We start from the raw sequence: 20358 nt of genomic DNA on the forward strand, positions 1-20358 counted from the left end.
AATTCAGTTGTAGGCTGATTCAGTTTCAAATATAATATATGAGCCAATGCTACTTGCTATTGGGTACCAACATAGGTGACAAAAAGCAAAATTTATTACAAGCAAGGGAATCGATAATTGAACGCATTGGAGAAATTATAAATCCATCTGCCATTTATCAGACCTCGGCCTGGGGCAAAGAGGATCAAGATGATTTTTTGAATCAAGTGCTGGCCGTAGAAACTACGCTAAATCCTGAGCGCCTGCTTGCCATGTGTTTAGATATAGAAAAAGATTTAGGAAGAGTGAGATTTGAACACTGGGGCGAGCGACTGATTGATATTGACATTCTGTACTATGAGGATCAGGTAATTACTAGCCAAAGATTGACTTTGCCACATCCTGAAATTCAAAATCGAAAATTTACCTTGGTGCCGCTCGTAGAGTTAGCACCAGACTATATACACCCAAAATTGAACCAGACCAATAAAGACTTGTTGGCGCTTTGTACTGATCCACTTGAGGTGGTTAAAATTGATTAATTATGGAGTATTATGAATACCTATTGATCTTTGGTTCTGGGTTGATCGCCGGTTTTATCAATGTCGTGGCAGGCGGAGGCTCACTACTCACTTTGCCCATTTTAATATTCTTAGGGCTGCCTCCGGCTATGGCCAATGGCACCAATCGGGTGGGTATTTTCCTTCAAAATATATTTGCGGTTTCTGGTTTTAAGAGCAAAGGCGTCTCGTCCTTTAGATTCTCAATATGGTTGTCTATATCGGCTTTGATTGGCGCTATTCTGGGTGCAAAAATCGCTGTGGATATTAGCGGTGAATTATTCAATCGGATATTGGCCATTGTGATGATGGGGGTGATTGCACTTACGGTTTTTAAACGAAAAAATAAAAATGAGGCTGGCGTAGAACTGATGAGCAAAGGACGCCAAACGGCTAGTATCATAGCCTTTTTCTTTGTAGGTATATATGGTGGTTTTATACAGGCTGGTGTAGGCTTTATCATTATTGCTGCCTTGACGGGTATCAACCATTTGTCATTGGTAAAAACCAATAGCATCAAAGTCTTCGTGGCACTGATCTATACCTTTTTTGCCTTAGCCGTATTTACCTGGGAAGGACAGGTGGATTGGGTACTTGGTTTGACGCTGGCTGCCGGGACTTCTATCGGAGGTTGGTTTGCCAGCCGTTGGTCGGTGGACAAGGGCGATCAGTGGATTCGTTATTTCCTGATTGTGACGGTGTCGATTATGGCGGTTAAACTCTGGTTCTTCTAATCACCCAAAAGCTGTTTGATTACAATCGGGTCTTCATCCACTAGCATAGGGGCTGTACCTGTGCCTTTGATTTCCCAAAGGTGCTCATACACCGAAGAATATCTAATGACCACTGTGGCTTCTTCTGTGCGGAATAGCTCTGCAATGGGGTGCCTGCGAACTGAGTCATCTGAAATATTGATGGGATACACTTTCATGCCAGGCTCAATGACTCTGCCTTCCTTTAGCGATGAAGTGCCCAGCGGCCATCTAGTTTTAAGTGTGTCTTTGTAACTATGAGCGAAGCTGGCAGGGTCTATGTCATAGATCGAATCATTGTAGATCACCTGAATACCTTCCAAAATGGCTGGCCCCATGCCTGTGTTGCTCAGTTGCAGCTGATATCGGGTATCGCCATTGTTGTGCCATAGCTCCAGTTTAGGGAATGAACTTTTCTCCTGATGCTCTCTCATGATTTTTGACTGATACATGAGTGTCACCAGCGTGGCTACACTAATAATGAAAGCTGATACACTAAATATCTTATCGCCGTCCCATTTTGGCATAAGTCGAAGGTTTAATTTTTTTGTGAAAATAGGAAATTCTTTGAATAACGATTGTCATTATCTTAACAACGCCAAATCCTTCGGCGTGTCAATATCAACTTCAGCTTCAGGGTAGGAGATGACTTGTGTGTTTTTGAAATGCTTTTGAATAACTTTTTTTGCGCCTTGCTCACCGCTCAAGTTGAGTAAATCCAAAAATGTCTTTCTATTGAAAATGGCGGGTGCGCCATAGGATTTATCATATCCACAAGCGGTAATCAGATGATCAGACTCCTGATGAAAGAAGGACAATTCGGTAAGCATTTGCTGGGTCACATGCAGTTGATCACAAAGAAGAATGAGCACTTCCTTGGTATATCGGTCTTTATTCAAAATTTGCTGGACGCCAAAAGAAACGGTGCTACCCATACCTTGTTGCCATTCTTCAAAGTAGGTGACAGTGGCATCAGCATGTGAAATAGTAGGTGCAATTTGATCGTAATGGCTGCCCAAAATGACAAACACTTTATCCGAAATGGTCACAGCGGTTTCAATTACATTTTCAATCAAGGTTTTCCCTTTGAAATGTAATAATTGTTTGGGCTGTCCTAATCTACTAGAACTACCTGCGGCAAGAATCAATATGGTAGGTGAAGAGCTAATCTGCTTTTCTTTTAGGGAAGAAATTTTTGAGATACACTTGTCGGAATACCTGATCTTCTTTGCCATCTCTATGATGGATGGGACCGGTTCGGTATTTGATGAATCCGCCAGAACGGTTGGAGAACTTGGCTTGTATTTCACTGATGATGGATACTGCTATTTCATCCGGCGTCTCTGCCCCAATATCGAGTCCAATGGGCGCATGGATTTTATCCATTTGCTCAGTACTGATTTCGATTTGGTATTTCTCTTTTAAAGTCTTGAATATTTTATCCGCACGTTTCTTTGGTCCTAAAATTCCTATATAAGCAGCATCACTGCCAATAATCTGTCGCATCACTTCTTCGTCGTATTTCAGGTTATGAGACATCAATACCACTGCCGTAAATGGGGTGATCTTGATTTCCTGATCTACAAATTCTCTTTTGCAGGATTGTAATTCATTGGCAAGAGGGAAGTTGATGGGTACTAAATGAGCTACACATTCGTCAGTTACCCGGACATTCCAACCGAGTACATGCGCCAGTTCGGTTACAGGCTTGGCATCAAAGCCTCCTCCAAATATCAACAGATCGATGCCAGGTTGGATGAGTTCCATAAATACCTTGATTCGGCCTTGTGACGTTGCGTATTCTTTGATGATCGGTTTTTGATTTTGTACTACCTGATTGAGATCAGAAGTAAATAGGTTTTTCAATGTCGTAGCGCATTGGATTTCACCTTTGTCATCTAATGCTACTTTTGACCCGACAAGGATTTGATCAGACTCAGACTCAAAAACGATCGCATGTGCTCCGGTGTTTTCATATTTTAAAAAAGCCTCTAGCTGACTGATAGGGTTATTTGAACTATCAGGTGATATGGGTTCGATCAGAATATCAATGATGCCATTGCAACCTAGACCAATACCTAGCTGATTGTCATCGTCGTTGGTGGTATCGTAGGTAACTGTTCTGGATTCTCCACTCATGATTACTTGTCGAGCTTTCCGGAGCGCATCACCTTCAAGACAACCACCGCTAATAGATCCTACCCAGCGGCCATTGTCCAACATGAGCATTCGAGCTCCTGGGCTACGATAGGAAGAACCTTTTACTTGTACTACTGTCGCTAGTGCGGCTTTTCGTTCGCTGAAATCCACTTTATGGTAAGCTTCTATTATGGTTTTAAATTCTTTCATTTCATTTTTTGAATATCAACTAAGGTCAATTCCTTCTCTTTTCCTCCCCAACTATTCCTAATATAATTCAATACATCTGCCACTTCTTGATCGGACAACGGGACAGGGTCCATCACACCGAAATAGGTTACTCCGTTCACTACCACTTCACCTTCCAAACCATTTAAGATCACATCCACGGCTTTGGATATGTCCTCTTTGAAATAGTCTGAGTTAGCCAATGGAGGAAATGCGCCTGTGAGGCCTTCTCCATTTTCCATATGGCAAGCGATACATTCATTCTTGTAAATTTGTTTACCTCTTGCCATGCTTTCTTTCAAAGACTGGCCAGAGGTTGTAATGCCCATCAAGCAGAATAAGATAGTGACGAAACAAAGTTTTACTTCTTTTTTAATTCTAATGTCCAATTATATTGATCTTGATGATGAATAATTATCCATATAAATATAAGTAAAAGAGGAGGTATATTTATTTCTTCGTGACGAACAACCATCAAGTCCATATCAACGGTTATAACACACTATTAAATCACAGGTCATGTCTATAGACTGGAATCAAATCAGGAGTAGGTATCAATTACCGAATCAACGAATATATTTTAATACAGCTTCATTCGGAGCTATGTCAAATCAGACAGTTCAAGTACAAAAGGAATGTTTGGAGCTTTGGCAGAGTGAGGGCAACCGCTTGAATAAAAGGACCACTGAAGCAGCAAAAAAGATTCGTAAAGAAGTTCTAGACTTGACCAATGCGAAGAATCATGGTGTTGCGATTGTTCCAGATGTGAGCACAGCAATGAATCAGTTGGCGGAAGTGCTGAAAGACAAGAAAAAAGTGGCGCTTTTGAAAACGGACTATCCAGCGACTAGTACCCCTTGGATGGCCAGAGGTTTTGAGATAGAATGGGTTGAAAGAAGGGGATTCGGCTTTGAATTGGAAGATATTGAAGAAGCCATAACCAATGGGTCGGAAATATTAGTGCTGAGTTGGGTGATGTATAACTCTGGCTTACGTCTAGACTTAAAAGCAATCGGAGAATTGTGCAAAAAACATGAGGTTGTATTTATTGTGGATGCCACTCAGGGCTTGGTGGCTAACCCGCTGGATTTGAGCGAAATTCATGTAGATATGGTATTAGCTTCGGCCTTCAAATGGATGTTAGGAGGTTACGGCATTTCTGTTGCCATTGCCTCTGATGAATTTGTTTCAAATCACAACATCCCTTTTGCCGGTCAGAATACAATTATTGATAATGAAAAGGATGTTGAAGCGATAGACAATTATAGACAAGGCATAGAGCGTTTGGAGTTGGGACATTTTAAGATTCAGCAGGTACTCGCTTTAGAAAGTTCTTTGTTGGAATTAAAGCATATTGGGTTCGAGAATATTCATAATCGGACCATTCATTTGAGGGATTGTTTGATAGGCTCGCTAAGGGCTATTGAAGTCGATGTGATTACTCCTGAGCCCTTAAGTAGTAATATTTTAATGATCAAAGGGAGCCCTGAAAGAGTGGCAAGCCTTGAGGAGGCCAACGTTGATTTTACTTTTCGTCATGGTTTGATACGTTTAGGGGTTTACTTTTATAATAATGAAGTGGATATCCAGCGATTAATTCAAGCCTTGAAATAGGATTTAATTTGATTTGAGCTAATATTACCTTCAGTTTATTCAATAACCCAGCACTTCACCAGATTTATGCTAAATCTCAATTTCAAGAAAGACATTTTGCCGCACGCCATTGCGGTATTCATATTTCTAATCATCACTTTAGTTTTCTTCGCACCGGTTGTTTTTGAAGACAAGGAACTTCCACAGCATGATATCACGCAATGGAGAGGCGGAGCTCAAGAGCTCATTGATTACCGTGAAAAAACAGGAGAGGAGGGACTCTGGACTAATTCAATGTTTGGTGGAATGCCCGCTTACTTAGTTAGTATTAAGTTTTCAGGGGAATTGCTGAATTATCCATATAAAATCTACAAGCTTGGATTACCCAATCCTTTGTATTTGGTCTTTACAGCATTGCTTTCTTTTTATATCACGATGCGATGTTTTAGGGTTAGAGCTGGATTGGCTATAGCTGCGGCTTTGGCTTTTGGTTTTACTGGTTTTATTATCATTAGTGTAGGAGCAGGTCATAATATGAAAGTAGCTGCCGTTGCTTTCATGCCACTAGTGCTTGGTGGAATTCATTTAGCTATCGACAGAAACAGAATTTGGGGTGCTATACTCACTGCGTTGGGCTTGGCAATGCAACTCAAGTTTAATCACCTGCAGATCACCTACTATCTACTTATTTTAACGGTGCTCTATGGAATATTCGCATTGATTACTTCAATCAAACAGAATACACAAAAGGAATTTTTTAAGACAATTGGCCTATTAGTTATTGCAGCATTGCTCGCTGTGGGGGCAAATTTTGGAAAATTATGGACAGTCATTGAGTATAGTCCATATTCAATTCGAGGAAAAACAGAACTTTCCGCTGATGCCAATGACCGATCATCAGGTTTGGATAAAAGTTATGCCTTTCAATATAGCAATGGGATATTTGAACCGATTGTATTGTTTATCCCCAATTTCTTTGGTGGATCATCTCGACAGGATTTAGGAAATAATTCCAACCTTGAAGAAGCCTTGCGTAAAAATGGGTTGGACAGAAGACAAATTGCGGGGCAGGTGGAAAATGCTCCTGCTTATTGGGGTGACCAACCATTAACCGCTCCTTATTATGCTGGAGCTATTGTGGTATTCCTTTTTGTGTTGAGTATGTTAGTATTGGACGGGAGATTGAAATATTGGTTGTTGACGGGCGCCGTTGTTGGTATTTTGCTGAGCTGGGGTAGCAATTTTGCATCCCTCAACTATCTACTGTTCGATTACTTGCCTGGGTATAATAAATTCAGGTCCGTCACATTCACCATAATTATGACCATATGCTGTTTGATTACTGGGGGCTTCTTAGGGTTAGAAAAAGTTTTCTCAATGAGTTGGTCAAAACAGTTGCAGCGAAAATTGCTGATTGCATTTGCAGCTACAGGAGGATTTGCATTATTGTCAGCACTATTTGCTGGGATGGGTGGATACTCCGGTGCGGTAGATCAGCAGCTCGCAGCTTATCCTGAATGGTTTCTTAGCGCTTTGAAAGAAGATCGACAAAGTTTGCTTCAAGCAGATGCTTGGCGAACATTCTTTTTTGTTACAGCGACCGCCGTATTAATTTGGTTGAGTCTCAAGGAGAAATTGAAAAGTCAAATTGCTGTGATTGCCATTGTATGCCTGGTTGGTTTGGACATGTTTACGGTAAGTAAGCGATTCATTTCTAATGATTCTTTTGAAAGGAAATCGAAAAATCATGGGTTTGCGCCTTCTGAAGCTGACCAGAGAATTTTAAAGGACAGTGATGTAAGTTATAGAGTATACAATTTGATTAATGGATTCAACGATGCCAAAACCTCTTACTTCCATCAGTCAATAGGAGGCTACCATGGAGCAAAAATGAGAAGGTATCAGGACCTCATCGAATATGCGATTTCACCCGAAACTTCAGAGTTAATCAATGGATTACAAAATGGTAATCCGAGATTTGATCAGATTGGAGTCTTAAATATGCTGAATGCAAAATATTTTCTCGCTGGCAATACCGCCAATGCGGTTATTCCCAATCCTTCAGCTAATGGTAATGCCTGGTTTGTTAGTGATGTGATTGAAGTAGGAAGTGCTGATGAGGAAATTAATGAAGTCGTTCAGATTGATACTAAAACGACTGCGGTATTTGACGAATCAAAATTTGAAGTCTCAGATTTTGTGCCGTCTACTGAGGGTGAAATTACACTTGAAGAGTACCGCCCCAATTACCTCAAATACAAGTCAACAAACACTGGTAGTGGCTTGGCGGTCTTTTCTGAAATATACTATCCAAAAGGCTGGATAGCCACTATCGATGGTAAAGAGGCTGAAATTCTAAGAGCCAATTATGTTCTTCGTGCATTGGAAATTCCCGAGGGAGAGCATGATATCATTTTCGAGTATAAACCTCAATCTTATTATTTGGGGAATGTGATTTCTGGAGCCTCAAGTGCGGTTTTAATTTTGCTATTTTTTGGAGCTATTGGGATTTCGTATAGAAAAGGCGGTCTTTAGTTAATTAGTTTCTGGTAGTAGGCTATACCAAATTCGCTGGAAGGGTAGTTGTATTTATTGGCAATAGCCTTGGCTCCATTTTTACCAAACTCAATTCGCGACGAGTTATCGTTGTAGAGTTGAATGAATTGATTGGCAAAGTCTATCGAGTTGTCTGATTCATGGATGAGTCCCCACTTCTCGCTTTCAATAAGATTTTTTTGAGCTGTGCAGTCACTAGCTAAAATAGGTTTTCCGAGCATGGCATACTGGAATAATTTATTTGCATAGGTTGTGTCGTGATGAGTATTTCTGAGCAACGGGCAGATACCTATATCGGAAAGGTAGATGTAATCCGAGAGTAGGCTTTCCGGTTGCCATCCTTCAAACGAGATGTGCCTATCTACTTTCAATTGATTAGCTAATTCGTGAAGAGCCTTATCATTATTGCTCGCACCGACAACGATTAGATGGAAATTAGGAATCTTTTTGAGTATTGCTGGAATAGCTTTTATTACAGATTCTAATCCTCTTCTCTTACCGGTATCTCCTATGTAAATAGCATTGAAATTGCCTTTAAACTTTTGGATAAGCTTAGTGCTGTATTCCTTCTTTATGAACGATGGGTCAGTAAAATTTGGGAGCACTAATGTTTTGTTGTCATCGACTCCTGTTCTTTGTTCCAGTTCGTTTTTTGCATCACTAGTAACTACAATAATACCATCAGACTTTAAGATGAATTCTTCTTCTTTTTTCTTCCAAACTGATGGTTTGATCAATGCTTTACCAAATCCACTTTGAAGGTGGGGGTAGAATTTCATGATTTCAGGAATATTCTCATGTAAATCCAGAATGATGGGCAGGTTCGTCGACTTGTTGATGTCAAAAATAGGTTGGGCCAAATTCATATTGTGAAGATGTAGGGCTTGTGCTTTGCTATTTCTGATAAATCGCTGTAGATGCGAGCGCATCAATCTGTGATAGAGCGGAAATGTGTAGGCAAGTGCAGATAATTTGTACATCCAGCTGGGTAAAAAAGTTCGATGTACTTTGATACCTTTATGTTCCTCTATTCCAGCCTTTTCTTTCTGATATGTGACACAAAAGAGGTGGATTTCAGCACTCTCTGAAATCAGATGCAGGGCTTGGTTTTCTATCCTGGGGTGAGTCGGATACTCGCCATGAAAAATCATTCCAATGATTGTGTTTTGCATATCGAAGTTGCTCAATACTCCCTAATTGAATTTTTTGTGAGATTGGATGTAATCTAATATTCTTTGAGAGGACTTACCATCCTGATAGCGGTGAAACTCATCTTTTACAGATTTACGCTGAGTGTCATACTTATCAACACCGTTGAATAAATCCGATAGCTCTGCTTTAAATTCTGCTGTGTTTTTCACTTTGACGCCAGGTGTATTTTGATCGTAATCAAACAAAAATCCGGGTCTCTTCCCAAAACTATCTATGTCGTATGGGGCAAAGATCATAGGTCTATCCAGCAGAAGAAAATCAAAGTAAATGCCAGAGTAATCAGTCATCAGTATGTCGATGTGTGGTAGCAGTTCTTGTACTTCTGGATATTCGCTTTGTCCAGCTTTGAATATATTTTTGCATTCTGTCAATTCATCATAGCCCAAAGCTTTTTGATAATACCATTCCCGATGATGTTTCCTGACCAATAGATTGGTGTGATTAGCCCCTAAAAAAGCATCCAACTCATTCAAATCAAAATCATTGAATGGTAGTAAGTTAGTGATGCCGTTGTTTCGGAAAGTCGGACAATAGAGAATTGTACGTTTGGTTAATTCAGGATTTTTATTCGCTAATACTTGATTGGGTTGTTCATTAAGCAAATAATCATTTCTCGGGGTTCCAGAAATCAGTATTTTATCTGATTTCAGTCCAAAGCAGTCATCGAGTGAGTCTGCCTCTTTCTTCGAGCTAGCCACAAAGGCATCTATTAATTCCATTTCTTTTTTTAGCTTGAGCGCATGGATTTTGTTCATGCCAGCCGCTAGTCCCAGCTTTTTAATAGAAATGCTATGCCAGAGATTGATAACCAGCTTATCTCTGCTCACCTGAAAGGGATGAAAATCCCAATCGGCATAAGCGTAAACCAGGCACTTAGATTTCACAAATAGGATAAAGGCCCGAAAAGAATAGGCATATATAATTTGCGGACCATAGGTCTTTGATAGGTGGATGAAATCTTCCTTTCGGTTGACCATGTAATAGCATTTGACTTTTTTTAGGTGAAGATATCTGAACAAAAAACTTGAATTGTCAGCAAACCGAAAACCTTGAGGAGCTGCAATGAAAATGGTGTCTGATTTTTTAATAAAAATACCGGATGCTTTTTGCAGAGTAAACATGAAAGTCCTCAATAAATAACCGATGATGGGCTTTCTAAACCAACTGACTGGACTCATATTTAAGAGGTGAAATGAAGGTAGTGACTGATATCTTTTGATTTATAGGCGTCAAAGATAGAAATTGACTTATGTAATAACTAATAGATTGATATCTTCGCCACTTGAAACGTAAATCTATGAGTGATAAAGAATTTTGGGAAGACTTTTATTCGAAGAAAAAAGGCATTTTGGAGCCTTCTCCCTTTGCACAATATGTAATTAAAGAGCATCACCTGTCTGGATCTCTTGTTGAACTTGGGTGTGGAAATGGTCGAGATAGCATATATTTCATCAAAAACAAGTTGGAAGTTTTTGGGACGGATCAATGTCAGACTACTATTGGTAGATTGAAAGATTTAAAGCTCGAAGGTGGAAAATTTGAGGTAAAAGATTTTACGACTCTAGGTGAACTCGGAAAGTTTGACAATATCTATTCTCGATTCACTTTGCATTCCGTATCCGAAAAGCAGGCTTCACAAACATTAACTTGGGCATTTGATTCACTGAACGTTGGAGGCAAACTTTGCATTGAAGTTCGTAGTATTCATGACGAATTATATGGTGAGGGAACAGAAGTGGAAAGAGATGCTTTTGTTACAGATCATTATAGAAGATTTGTGAGAATTGATGAACTTACTAAAGAGCTGGAAACACTTGGTTTTAAAATTGAATACTCAGAAGAATCGAAGGGGTTTGCTGTATATAAAAATGAAGACCCAGCAGTGATTAGAGTGGTAGCAACAAGAAGCTAGTATTGGGGTTTGTAGTTCTTATATATTGTGACTTCCGATTATTCTTATAGCGCTATGGATGAACTTCACTTTAATAGACAATACTTGTTGTGTGATGAGCCTGTAAGTATTTTAATGGGTTGGAATCAAAAAGTTGTAGGACATAGCTTAACTCTTTATGTACATCCCAACCTTGACTTAAATCAGGTCATCATGGAAGATCGAAAATTGACCTTAGTAGGAGATTTTTTTGATCCTCACCATCCTAATAAGTCAAACAAAGAAATACTTCAAGGTCTTTCAAATGAAACTTCTTTTGATGAAGTATTGAAAGCTACTTTTGAACTCGCAGGAAAATTTGTACTGATTTATGATGATAGTGATGACTTCAAGCTGTTTCATGATGCTGTAGGGTTGAGAGAAGTGTTTTATTGGAAAGGACAACCAAATACACCATGTGCTTCCCAACCGACATTATTTGACCAATACAAGAAGCTTGAGCCAACTTCGGATGTCTTAGGGTCAGCGTTTTATTCTTCTCCATTATTCGCAGAAAGGAAAGAGCGAATTTCGAATACTACACAATATGAAGGATTGGAACATTTGCAACCCAATCACTACCTCGATTTACGAAGTGGCAGAGCGGTACGATATTTCCCTAATGAACCCTTGGATAAAGTTGAGATTGAGGCAGCTGTTAATAAATCTGCATTTTACTTAAGGGGTTTTTTTAAGGCTATGGTTAGGAGATATCCATTGATGATTGCTGTAACGGCAGGAATGGATAGTAGAATAATGTTGGCAGCAAGTAGAGAGGTTTCTCAAGATGTATTTTATTTCATTTTCCAATCTGAAGATATGGAATCAAATGACTTAGATATTTCTACTCCTACAAGATTGATGGAAAAACTTGGACTTCCATTTCATGTCATAAGTGATGGGCGAGAAGCATCTAAGGAGGAAAAGGAAATTATGCTTAAAAATGTGGAATTGATGTATGCACGTCATTCAGAGTTTAGGTATGAAACATTAGTAAATCGAAGTAATCATTTAAATATAACTTCAGTGAGTGAGTTTTCTCGTAACTACTATCACTATGAAGCTGATCCTAAGAATCTTTCAGGAAATAAACTGGCAACGTTAAGTAAATTCAAGAGTAACCCATTTGTATCAAAAGTTTATGCCCAATGGTTGGCCGAAAGCCGTGAGTTTTTTGATCAAAATGGATACAATACCTTGGACATGTTCTATTGGGAAGAAAAAATGGGTAACTGGCTGGCCAATGGACGCTCCTCTTTGGGTAATGTGATTGAGGATTTTTCTCCTTTCAACTGCAGAAATTTAATGATAAACTTTCTAGCAGTGGATGAAAAATATCGGGGGAGATTCAATTCGACATTTCATAGAAAATTGATAGAAAAACTATGCCCAGAGGCTCTTCAAGAACCCATAAATGGCAGCAGGAAATATCAAATAATTAATGCGTTAGTCAAACTGGGTATATACCCGATTTACAAAAAAATTCAGCTTTTGCTAAAGTCCTAATTATTCACTCCTTATTGCATCTGCTGGATTTGCTGTAGCGGCTTTGTAACTGTGATAAAATACTGTAATGAAACCAATTGCCATTGCGCAGAAACCAGTGATTACGAAAATATCCCAACCGATTGAAATGGTATAGGCATAGTTATCCAGCCAGCTATTTAGCGCGATGAAGGCAATAGGAGTGACGATGATATTAGCAATAAGTATCAGGCTGATAAATCGCCAGGATAGGTTCTTCACAATTTGAGTAATACTGGCTCCCATAATTTTTCGGATACCGATCTCCTTGTTTTTTTTCTCCACAAGAAAAGCAGTTAATCCAAGTAGACCGAGACATCCAATGAAGATGCTCAATCCAGTGAATAGAATTAATAGATAGGCAGTTCTTTTTTCGCTTTGGTAAAGTTCGTCTAACTCACTGACCAAAAAGCTCGGTTCGATAGGGCTATCAGGAACGATATCGTTGAATGTAATAAAAATGTGGTCCATGGCAGCTTGCGACTGGTTTGGAGTTGTTCGTACATACAGATTACTTATTTCATGATCTATATAGGTTAGCACCACAGGTCCAATTTTTTCGTGAAGCGAAGCAAAGTGAAAGTCTTCAACCACCCCAATCAATTTACCAAAAGGCAAAGGAGTCATTCTAAAGTCTTTGCCAATGGCTTCTTCCGGTGTCCATCCAATGTCATTAATCAATTGGCGATTAACTATGTAATGCCAGACGGAATCATTCTCAGAAGTACGTGTGAAATCTGATCCCGCAATAAGATTCAGTCCCATGGTTTTGAGACCATTTCGGTCTACCGAAAATCCTGTACAATTATTGTTTTCTTTGCTGATTAAACCTTCGGCATCAAAACCGTAGCCAGCTCTGATATTTCCCAAGACTTCGGAGACTTTAGCGGTGCTTTGTATCGCGGGGTGACTATTCAAACTGGCCTCAATTGCCTCAAGTTTGTCAAATGATGCCTGGTCTGCCAACGGTACTACTATGATTTGTTCCTGGTCAAAACCTAGCTGCTTTTGGCTGCCATACATGACTTGCTTGTAGATTACTATCGTGCCAATAATTAAAAAAATGGAGATGGAGAATTGAAAGACCACGAGAATTTTTCTAAACTTATCTCCTGACCTGGCCGATAGAAACGTGCCTTTCAATACCGAAACGGGTTGAAAAGATGATAAGAATAAGGCAGGGTAACTACCGGCTAGTGCCGTTATGATTACAAAAAGAGTAAACAAAAATGTAGGCCAAAACCAGCCATTGGTAATGTCAAATGGAATCTCAGTACCAATCACCTGATTGATATATGGTAAAGCAAGTTCCGCAAATGCTATAGCTAGTAATATGGAAAGAAACGTCAGAATTGCAGTCTCTCCCAAATACCGTTTGACAAGTGATTGCCTGCTGCTGCCAAGTACCTTGCGTATCCCAACTTCTTTAGCTTTTTTCTCACTTTGTGCCGTGGTCAGATTGATGTAATTGATACAGGCAATAGCCAGAATGAAGGCTCCAATGAATAAAAAGGCTATGGTATTTTTACTATTGCCTCGCTTTCCTATGTCAGCAGCCATTCCTTTCTGCATGTGTATATCGGATAATGATTGCAAACTAAAATTGATTCCAGCTGCATCTGCCGCCATGTCGCCAGTCATGTCTTTCTGAGCTTTAGCAAGAAAGAAGTCAGCAATTTTATCTGTATCCGTTTGATCTTGTAATTGAATAAAGGTCATGAAGTTCATAGGAAACCATCCAATCCCATATCGACCCTCCAGCCTTTTAAATGAAGCAATAGCGCCGATAAGAAGAGAAGAATTTTTAGGTGGATTGGACAGAATGCCTGTAATAAGCATTTCGGTGTCGCCATTGACTGAGATTGTTTTTCCCATTGGATCTGTCGATCCAAAGTACTTATTAGCTATTTGCTCAGTGAGAATAATTGAGTTTGGCTCGTTGAGGGCTGTGTTAGGATCACCGGATTTTAGATTGAAATCAAATATTTTCAAGAATGACGGATCAGCATAAGCAAAATTTGATTCCTGAAACACTTTGTCTTCAACTTTTAGTGAATAGGGTACTCTGGAACCAACAGGGAAGAATTTGGCTGTTTCCACCACTTCAGGAATTTCATTGGTTGCTATGTTAGAGATTTTGGTTCCTGTAACAGACAATTTTTCCGTTCGGTTTCCTGATGTCCAGTGTGTGAGTACACGGTATATATTGTCCTTTTTGGTATGAAATTGATCGAAACTATATTCAAACGTAACAAATGATAAAATGACAACAGTAGTGGCAATACCTAACGATAATCCGAGAACATTCAATAAAGTGAAGAACTTATCTTTTTTAAATCGTCTAAGACTGATGAGTAGGAAGTGGTAGAACATGACTTTGAGTTTTTGATTTTTGACCTAGTTAATTTCGTAAAGTTTATGTTCAATTCAAAATAGTGGGGACAAGCAAGAATACGCATTTCCTTAGTTCAGGAGTGATTGAAACTGAAACCCATAGTGTGATGGAGAACAAATGGACCTCATGTTTTATCTTTAACTTATGGACATTAGTATCATCATCCCCACGCTCAACGAGGCTAATTACGTCAGTAAAACAATTGATAGACTGCATGCGAATAAATCTGGCAAATTAGAATTAGAAGTGATAGTAGTTGACGCTGGGAGTCGGGATGAAACGGTGAATACGATCAAGGAAAGAACCAATCAGCTGGTAGTAGACTCCACTTTGGCAGGAACCAAGTATAAATCGCTGAACAGAGGTGTAGAACTGGCCAAAGGGGAGATGCTGCTTTTTCTTGACGCCGATACTTTTTTGCCGTATCACTTTGACTTGCAGATAAAAGAAGCACTTAGCAAAATAGATGTAGTGGGAGGAGCTTTTGAGTTTGGTTTCAATAGAGATGGCGTAGTTTACCGCATCATTGAGTGGATCAACAGGATTCGCTATCGAATAGATAATCGCTACTTTGGGGATCAGGCAATATTTTGTAGCACGGAAGCTTTTGATCGAGTGGATGGTTATCCTCACGAGCCAATTATGGAAGCAGCCTATTTTTGCAAGGCACTAAGAGCTATTGGCAAATTGGCATTGATAAAATCTCCAATACTCACTTCTGCCAGAAGGTTTGAGCAAGGCCATGTATTCATAGTGTTTTTGAAAGACACGTGGATTTGGATACAGTTTACCCTGGGTTTAAGTGTTAAAAGATATGCGTACGCCTATTGGCAAGAAAATCAAAGTTCAGAATAACTTCTGTCTATTTATTTTTGAAAGCATTTGAAAATTGTAGTACTTGTGGCTGCAAAATTTTACTGTCCACCTGTCCCAATATGGAAGTAAATTTTCAATCAACTATGCAAACGAATGAGTGAGGAGACGATCAAAGAAGTATTTGATATCATCGTCAACATGGAAGTGGTAAGGGCGCAGAGCGAACTGCCCGAATTTGATGAAAGTGATGCCAGTTCGTCTATTGTAGATGCTCTGAATATTGTCACCGTCGCACTTGAAGACAGACAATCAGAAATTGATAATCTAAAGGAGACTAACAAGGAATTATTAATTTCCCTTCAGGAAGTAAGTCGTTATCAGTCCGCATTGGATATTTCTTCTATCGTCAGTATTGGAGACCAAAACGGAAATATCACCTACGTGAATGATATGTTTTGTCAAATATCAGGTTATGAGAAGGACGAACTAATTGGTAAAAATCATAGCATTCTTAAATCCGATCAGCACAAACGCATATTTTGGGATGGTATGTGGCAAATCATTAGCCAGGGAAACATCTGGCACAACGAGATTATGAACCTCAATAAGGAGGGGATAGGCTATTGGGTGGATACGACCATTGTTCCATTTTTCAATAGTCAAGGCGAAATCGTGAGTTACCTATCCATGGGACACGATATAACCAAGAGGAAGTTGCAGGAAGAGGAAGCCAGAGAATATCACTTGCAACTCGAAAGTATCAACAAAAACTTAGAAGATTTTGCGCATACGGTTTCGCACGATTTGAAATCTCCACTCAACAATGCCAAAGGATTGGTTTCGATTATTGAGGCTTCTTTGAGCGAAGACCAACCGGCTGAGGTAAGAGAATACCTTTCTTTGCTGAATGAAACTAACGATAAAATGCGTTCATTGATTGATGGAATATTACAGTATTCTAAGGCGACCGGTAGAGACGCCAAACTGGATCGAATACTTTTAGAGCCATTTATTCAAGAAGTAGCGAATACTTTAACAGCCAAAGGCAAAGCCAAACTCATTTTCAAAAACACCCTGCCAGAAATCAGCTACAACGAAACAGTGCTGAAGCAAGTGATTTCAAATCTGATGAGCAATGCCATCAAGTTTAACGACAAAGACCAATGTATTATTGAGTTTTCGAGTAGAATGGATGACCATTATTATCATATATCTATTGCCGATAATGGACCTGGAGTGGCCAAAGAATATCAGGAGGATATGTTTAAGCTGTTTAATAAGGTGAACAAGGATCCAACTAAGGATAGCTCAGGCGTAGGGCTGGCTACAGTCAAGAAAATCATTAACGAAGCAGGAGGAAATATATGGGTGGACTCAACCCTAGGTCACGGAACGAAGTTTACTTTTACTGTCAGAATCAAACCAAAGGTTCATTGGTAGAATTTCACATCGTCGATCCAGAATCGGCGTGTGCCACCTCCAGTTTGGTAATCGACCCACCCGATCATCAACTCTTCGAATACTGGGAATACCCATTGACCATCAAGATCTTCTGATACGCAACCCTGGCCTTGCCCTTGTACGGTTAAGTCTTCTATCAAAATGTTATTGAGCCAAAACTTCATGGTTTGATTTCGACCATCGAATTGCCAGCCAATTTTGGACCATTGCTTTTCAGGAATGGTAGTGGCCGAGTGATGCCAACAATCCGTCTTTTTGCCCTTTGTGTCGTAGTTGGCCATAAAACGCTGATTGTGCTGACCTCCATATCTCACCTCACTTTTATAATTAGCGTCTTTCACCGGACCCGTGGCTTGTACCATGGTCCAGTGAATGCCGTCTGGAGAAGCTTCATCCAACCAGATATAAAAAGAGCCAGTGATTCGATTATACATAAATGGGAAAAGTGGTGTGCCTTCTAATCGTAAAAATGCCCGATTGGAATATCCTTCTCCTGATTCAAAATAGACAGACTGATTCCCGGTGTGGCTTTTGGTAGTGTCTATTTTTACGATCCCTTTACCAGATGTGCTCCATGGGCCGAGTGGTGCCGTACCAACTTCGTGATATTCGAAGTCGTCGTTAAAAATAAGATCACCATCAGATTTGCAAGATGTCATTAACAAAACTAGAAGGATTCTAAAAGCAATTTTGAATGTCAACTTTTGAATTTGGAATAGACCCCTCATCCTTTCTTACTTGCATTAAAAAGCTTCTGCTTTTCTTCCTTGCTGAGACTCTCGTATCCGGATTGTGAAATCTTGTCCAATATCTTATCAATTTCTGCCTGATCTGCAATGTTGCTAGCGGTAGACGATGATTTGGTACTTGCTGTAGAATAGCTTTTAGTTTTTTTCTGATTGCTGCTTACTTTCATTTTGGGTTGTGATACAAAAAAACTCTTGAAGAATCTCATGACTCCTCCAATCCACGCACCCCAGTCAGTACCGCCTTGCAATTGTTTGATGTAAACGAATCCCATAAGGGCACCTCCAAGATGAGCCACATTACCACCAGCATTACCTCCAACAGAACCAAGAAAGGAAATGATAATGTAGAACCCTGCTATGTATTTGATTTTAACAGGGCCAAAGAAAAGTAAAAAGAAAGTATAATTTGGAACTAAGGTAGCTGCAGCTACAGTGATGGCATAGACGGCTGCAGATGCGCCTACCATGCCGTGGAAATTTGAATTCTCAGCATAGAAAGGGACGAAATTATATACAAACAGATACAGTAGTCCACCCGCTAATGCCCCTAATACATACAGGTTGATCAGTTTTTGATTTCCAAGATATTCAACGATGAGCTTGCCAAACCAATACAACACCAGCATGTTGAATAAAATGTGAAAGATGCTGTGCAGACTATGCGCAAATGCATAGGTGATTAATGTCCATGGTCTTAGAATAAAGTCTGCGAATAACGGTGGTATGGAAAATTGATCATATACAAAATCTGAGATTGCAGAAAAACCAAAAATCTTACCGAAGACATTAAGAACAGCCAACACAAGAAACACAATCACATTAATAATTATAATCTGCGGTAGGGCATTATTCGGCCTTCTCCAGGCATCTTTAAATTCATGTAAAAAATTGTCCATCATTTATTTGCTCACTAATTCTTTTTAGAATTCATTTTTCATAAGAAGATAAGAAAAAATAATCTCTGATTAGGATCCTTAGATTCTTATCTTAGATATTATTCATCCCTTAGGATTTCTTCAATCTGAAATTGTAATACCTCGATATCATTTTCAATAATCGACCACACTATTTCAATATCCACACCAAAATATTCATGCACAATACGATTTCTAAAACCTATAAGTTTTCGCCAAGGGATGTGGTTGTGTTCAGATTTGAACTCTGCTCCTAGGTGATTGGCAGCTTCGCCAATAATTTCAAAATTTCTGACGACAGCATCTATTGTTTTGTCATCTGATTGAAAGGTGGTTAAGTTCAGATCAGTAGTGTACTTTATAATCTTGTTAGATGCCTCTTTGATATCAAGAAGAAGCAATCTATGATCTCTTTTAGACATAAATCAATTCATCTTTGATGGATTGAAAGTAACGATCTTTGATGCCGTTCTTTGAAACCAAATCTACCTTGAAACCTATGAATTCCTCAATTTCGTCCGCCAGATCAATGAATTGAGAACCTATTTTGTCATTGAATTCAACGCATAAATCAAGGTCACTCTCCTTGGTCTGTTCATTTCGAGCATAAGATCCAAAAATGGCTAGAGACTTGATCGGATACTTTGCAGAAAGTGCTGTCATCTGTGAACCCAGGCTTTGTTTTATTTCCGCTAGAGATTTCATCCTAAATCAAATTTAAATGATTTGCACTACATATCATGAGTATAAAACCAATGGATTTAATAAAAATTACCGCGCTGACGCTGCCAATACTTAAGAATAAGAAAGGCAATTAACATACCACTCAAGTGAGTGAAATGCGCGACGTTATCAGCGCCAGTGCGATTAATTTCTGAATAAAGTTCGTAAGCGCCATAGAAAAACACCAAATATTTTGCCTTTATCGGTATGGGAGGAAAGAGCAGCATCAATTCTGTATTTGGAAAGAGCATCGCAAAAGCAAGAAGCACACCGAATACAGCTCCAGATGCTCCGATCATAGGTATGTTGGTGATGTCATTGTAAATCGTATTCACTACCTCAACAGCTTGACTGGTATACCCTGGGTTTTCATAATACTTGTCGTTGAATTCTTCAATTCTGAGCATGTCAAACCTTCTGGATTTATAGGTGTGAGTATAAATATAGAAATCATCCGGATTTGGATCAGCAATAAAAGCTTCAGTATCTCCACTCAAATCGCCTTTACCGATTGTATCTACCACACCATACAATACACCTGCACCAATACCGGTAATTAAATAAAAGGTTAAAAATCGTTTTGATCCCCATACACGTTCGAGCATTGGCCCGAAAATCAGTACAGCAAACATATTGCTAAACAAGTGCCATATGCCTCCATGTAACCACATATAAGTGATATACTGAAAGATGTAGAAGTTGTCTGAGAAAATATAGTGAACACCAAAAATGGGTGCCAAACTTATTCTTAGAATATATTCTAAGAATAAGATGATGCCATTGATGATAAGAATATTCTTGACGATAGGTGTCAGCTGAAACATGCG

General features: G+C 39.3%; 20 protein-coding genes. 8 read left to right on the forward strand and 12 right to left on the reverse strand.

Translation table 11 applies throughout. The features are described 5' to 3' along the window. Positions 1-38 precede the first annotated feature (38 nt). Both folK and R8N23_RS09035 read left to right on the forward strand, forming a co-directional pair. The gene (gene folK, locus R8N23_RS09030) at positions 39-521 is read left to right on the forward strand and encodes a 2-amino-4-hydroxy-6-hydroxymethyldihydropteridine diphosphokinase (protein ID WP_318171262.1); all 483 of its coding nucleotides are present in this window, start codon (positions 39-41) and stop codon (positions 519-521) included. Positions 522-523: 2 nt separating this feature from the next. Then, a complete protein-coding gene (locus R8N23_RS09035) occupies positions 524-1273 on the forward strand; it encodes a sulfite exporter TauE/SafE family protein (RefSeq protein ID WP_318171263.1) in 750 nt (249 codons plus the stop codon). Here the strand turns inward: R8N23_RS09035 and R8N23_RS09040 are convergent. The 4 genes from R8N23_RS09040 to R8N23_RS09055 are packed head-to-tail and all read right to left on the reverse strand — an operon-like array spanning position 1270 to position 3987. Further along, entirely contained in the window at positions 1270-1818 is a 549-nt protein-coding gene (locus tag R8N23_RS09040; RefSeq protein ID WP_318171264.1) for a hypothetical protein, read from the reverse strand. The genes R8N23_RS09035 and R8N23_RS09040 overlap by 4 nt on opposite strands. Positions 1819-1875: 57 nt before the next feature. Further along, positions 1876-2526 carry a nucleotidyltransferase family protein gene (locus tag R8N23_RS09045; protein ID WP_318171265.1) on the reverse strand — a complete coding sequence of 217 codons (651 nt, stop codon included), beginning with the start codon at positions 2524-2526 and terminating at the stop codon, positions 1876-1878. After that, entirely contained in the window at positions 2456-3640 is a 1185-nt protein-coding gene (locus tag R8N23_RS09050; RefSeq protein WP_318171266.1) for an XdhC/CoxI family protein, read from the reverse strand. Before R8N23_RS09050 ends, R8N23_RS09045 begins: the two co-directional genes overlap by 71 nt. Further along, a complete protein-coding gene (locus R8N23_RS09055; protein WP_318171267.1) occupies positions 3637-3987 on the reverse strand; it encodes a cytochrome c in 351 nt (116 codons plus the stop codon). Before R8N23_RS09055 ends, R8N23_RS09050 begins: the two co-directional genes overlap by 4 nt. Positions 3988-4177: 190 nt before the next feature. Between R8N23_RS09055 and R8N23_RS09060 the strand changes: the two genes are divergently transcribed. Together R8N23_RS09060 and R8N23_RS09065 are read left to right on the forward strand one after the other, a co-directional pair. Then, positions 4178-5272, forward strand: coding sequence for an aminotransferase class V-fold PLP-dependent enzyme (locus tag R8N23_RS09060; protein ID WP_318171268.1), 1095 nt, complete (start codon positions 4178-4180; stop codon positions 5270-5272). Positions 5273-5338: 66 nt separating this feature from the next. Further along, entirely contained in the window at positions 5339-7786 is a 2448-nt protein-coding gene (locus tag R8N23_RS09065) for a YfhO family protein (RefSeq protein WP_318171269.1), read from the forward strand. Here the strand turns inward: R8N23_RS09065 and R8N23_RS09070 are convergent. Continuing rightward, a complete protein-coding gene (locus R8N23_RS09070) occupies positions 7783-8979 on the reverse strand; it encodes a glycosyltransferase (protein WP_318171270.1) in 1197 nt (398 codons plus the stop codon). The two genes, R8N23_RS09065 and R8N23_RS09070, sit on opposite strands and share 4 nt — an antisense overlap. A 21-nt stretch (positions 8980-9000) precedes the next feature. Then, positions 9001-10197, reverse strand: coding sequence for a CDP-glycerol glycerophosphotransferase family protein (locus R8N23_RS09075; RefSeq protein WP_318171271.1), 1197 nt, complete (start codon positions 10195-10197; stop codon positions 9001-9003). 119 nt (positions 10198-10316) lie between these two features. Here R8N23_RS09075 and R8N23_RS09080 point away from each other — a divergent pair, with 119 nt between their 5' ends. Next, a complete protein-coding gene (locus R8N23_RS09080; RefSeq protein WP_318171272.1) occupies positions 10317-10931 on the forward strand; it encodes a class I SAM-dependent methyltransferase in 615 nt (204 codons plus the stop codon). A gap of 54 nt (positions 10932-10985) precedes the next feature. Next, positions 10986-12455: a hypothetical protein gene (locus tag R8N23_RS09085; RefSeq protein WP_318171273.1), complete on the forward strand. Its 1470-nt coding sequence runs from the start codon at positions 10986-10988 to the stop codon at positions 12453-12455. Here R8N23_RS09085 and R8N23_RS09090 read toward each other — a convergent pair whose 3' ends face one another. Beyond that, complete coding sequence (locus R8N23_RS09090; RefSeq protein WP_318171274.1) at positions 12456-14846, reverse strand: ABC transporter permease; 2391 nt, start codon at positions 14844-14846, stop codon at positions 12456-12458. 166 nt (positions 14847-15012) lie between these two features. Between R8N23_RS09090 and R8N23_RS09095 the strand changes: the two genes are divergently transcribed. After that, positions 15013-15723 (forward strand): TIGR04283 family arsenosugar biosynthesis glycosyltransferase, encoded by a 711-nt coding sequence (locus R8N23_RS09095; RefSeq protein WP_318171275.1) that lies wholly within the window; start codon positions 15013-15015, stop codon positions 15721-15723. A 114-nt stretch (positions 15724-15837) separates the two neighbouring features. Further along, a complete protein-coding gene (locus R8N23_RS09100) occupies positions 15838-17124 on the forward strand; it encodes a PAS domain-containing sensor histidine kinase (RefSeq protein ID WP_318171276.1) in 1287 nt (428 codons plus the stop codon). On the opposite strand, the gene R8N23_RS09105 is transcribed toward R8N23_RS09100, so the two are convergent. The 5 genes from R8N23_RS09105 to R8N23_RS09125 form a co-directional block, all read right to left on the reverse strand. Next, the gene (locus tag R8N23_RS09105; RefSeq protein ID WP_318171277.1) at positions 17115-17804 is read right to left on the reverse strand and encodes a hypothetical protein; all 690 of its coding nucleotides are present in this window, start codon (positions 17802-17804) and stop codon (positions 17115-17117) included. The genes R8N23_RS09100 and R8N23_RS09105 overlap by 10 nt on opposite strands. Before the next feature lie 65 nt (positions 17805-17869). Further along, on the reverse strand, positions 17870-18790 hold the full coding sequence (locus R8N23_RS09110) for a rhomboid family intramembrane serine protease (RefSeq protein WP_318171278.1): 921 nt from the start codon (positions 18788-18790) through the stop codon (positions 17870-17872). A gap of 98 nt (positions 18791-18888) precedes the next feature. Then, positions 18889-19230 (reverse strand): DUF86 domain-containing protein, encoded by a 342-nt coding sequence (locus R8N23_RS09115; protein WP_318171279.1) that lies wholly within the window; start codon positions 19228-19230, stop codon positions 18889-18891. Further along, positions 19223-19513 (reverse strand): nucleotidyltransferase family protein, encoded by a 291-nt coding sequence (locus R8N23_RS09120; RefSeq protein WP_318171280.1) that lies wholly within the window; start codon positions 19511-19513, stop codon positions 19223-19225. Before R8N23_RS09120 ends, R8N23_RS09115 begins: the two co-directional genes overlap by 8 nt. Positions 19514-19569: 56 nt before the next feature. Next, complete coding sequence (locus tag R8N23_RS09125) at positions 19570-20355, reverse strand: rhomboid family intramembrane serine protease (protein WP_318171281.1); 786 nt, start codon at positions 20353-20355, stop codon at positions 19570-19572. Between the last annotated feature and the right edge of the window lie 3 nt (positions 20356-20358).

The organism is Reichenbachiella sp. (assembly GCF_033344935.1).
Classification (GTDB): domain Bacteria; phylum Bacteroidota; class Bacteroidia; order Cytophagales; family Cyclobacteriaceae; genus Reichenbachiella.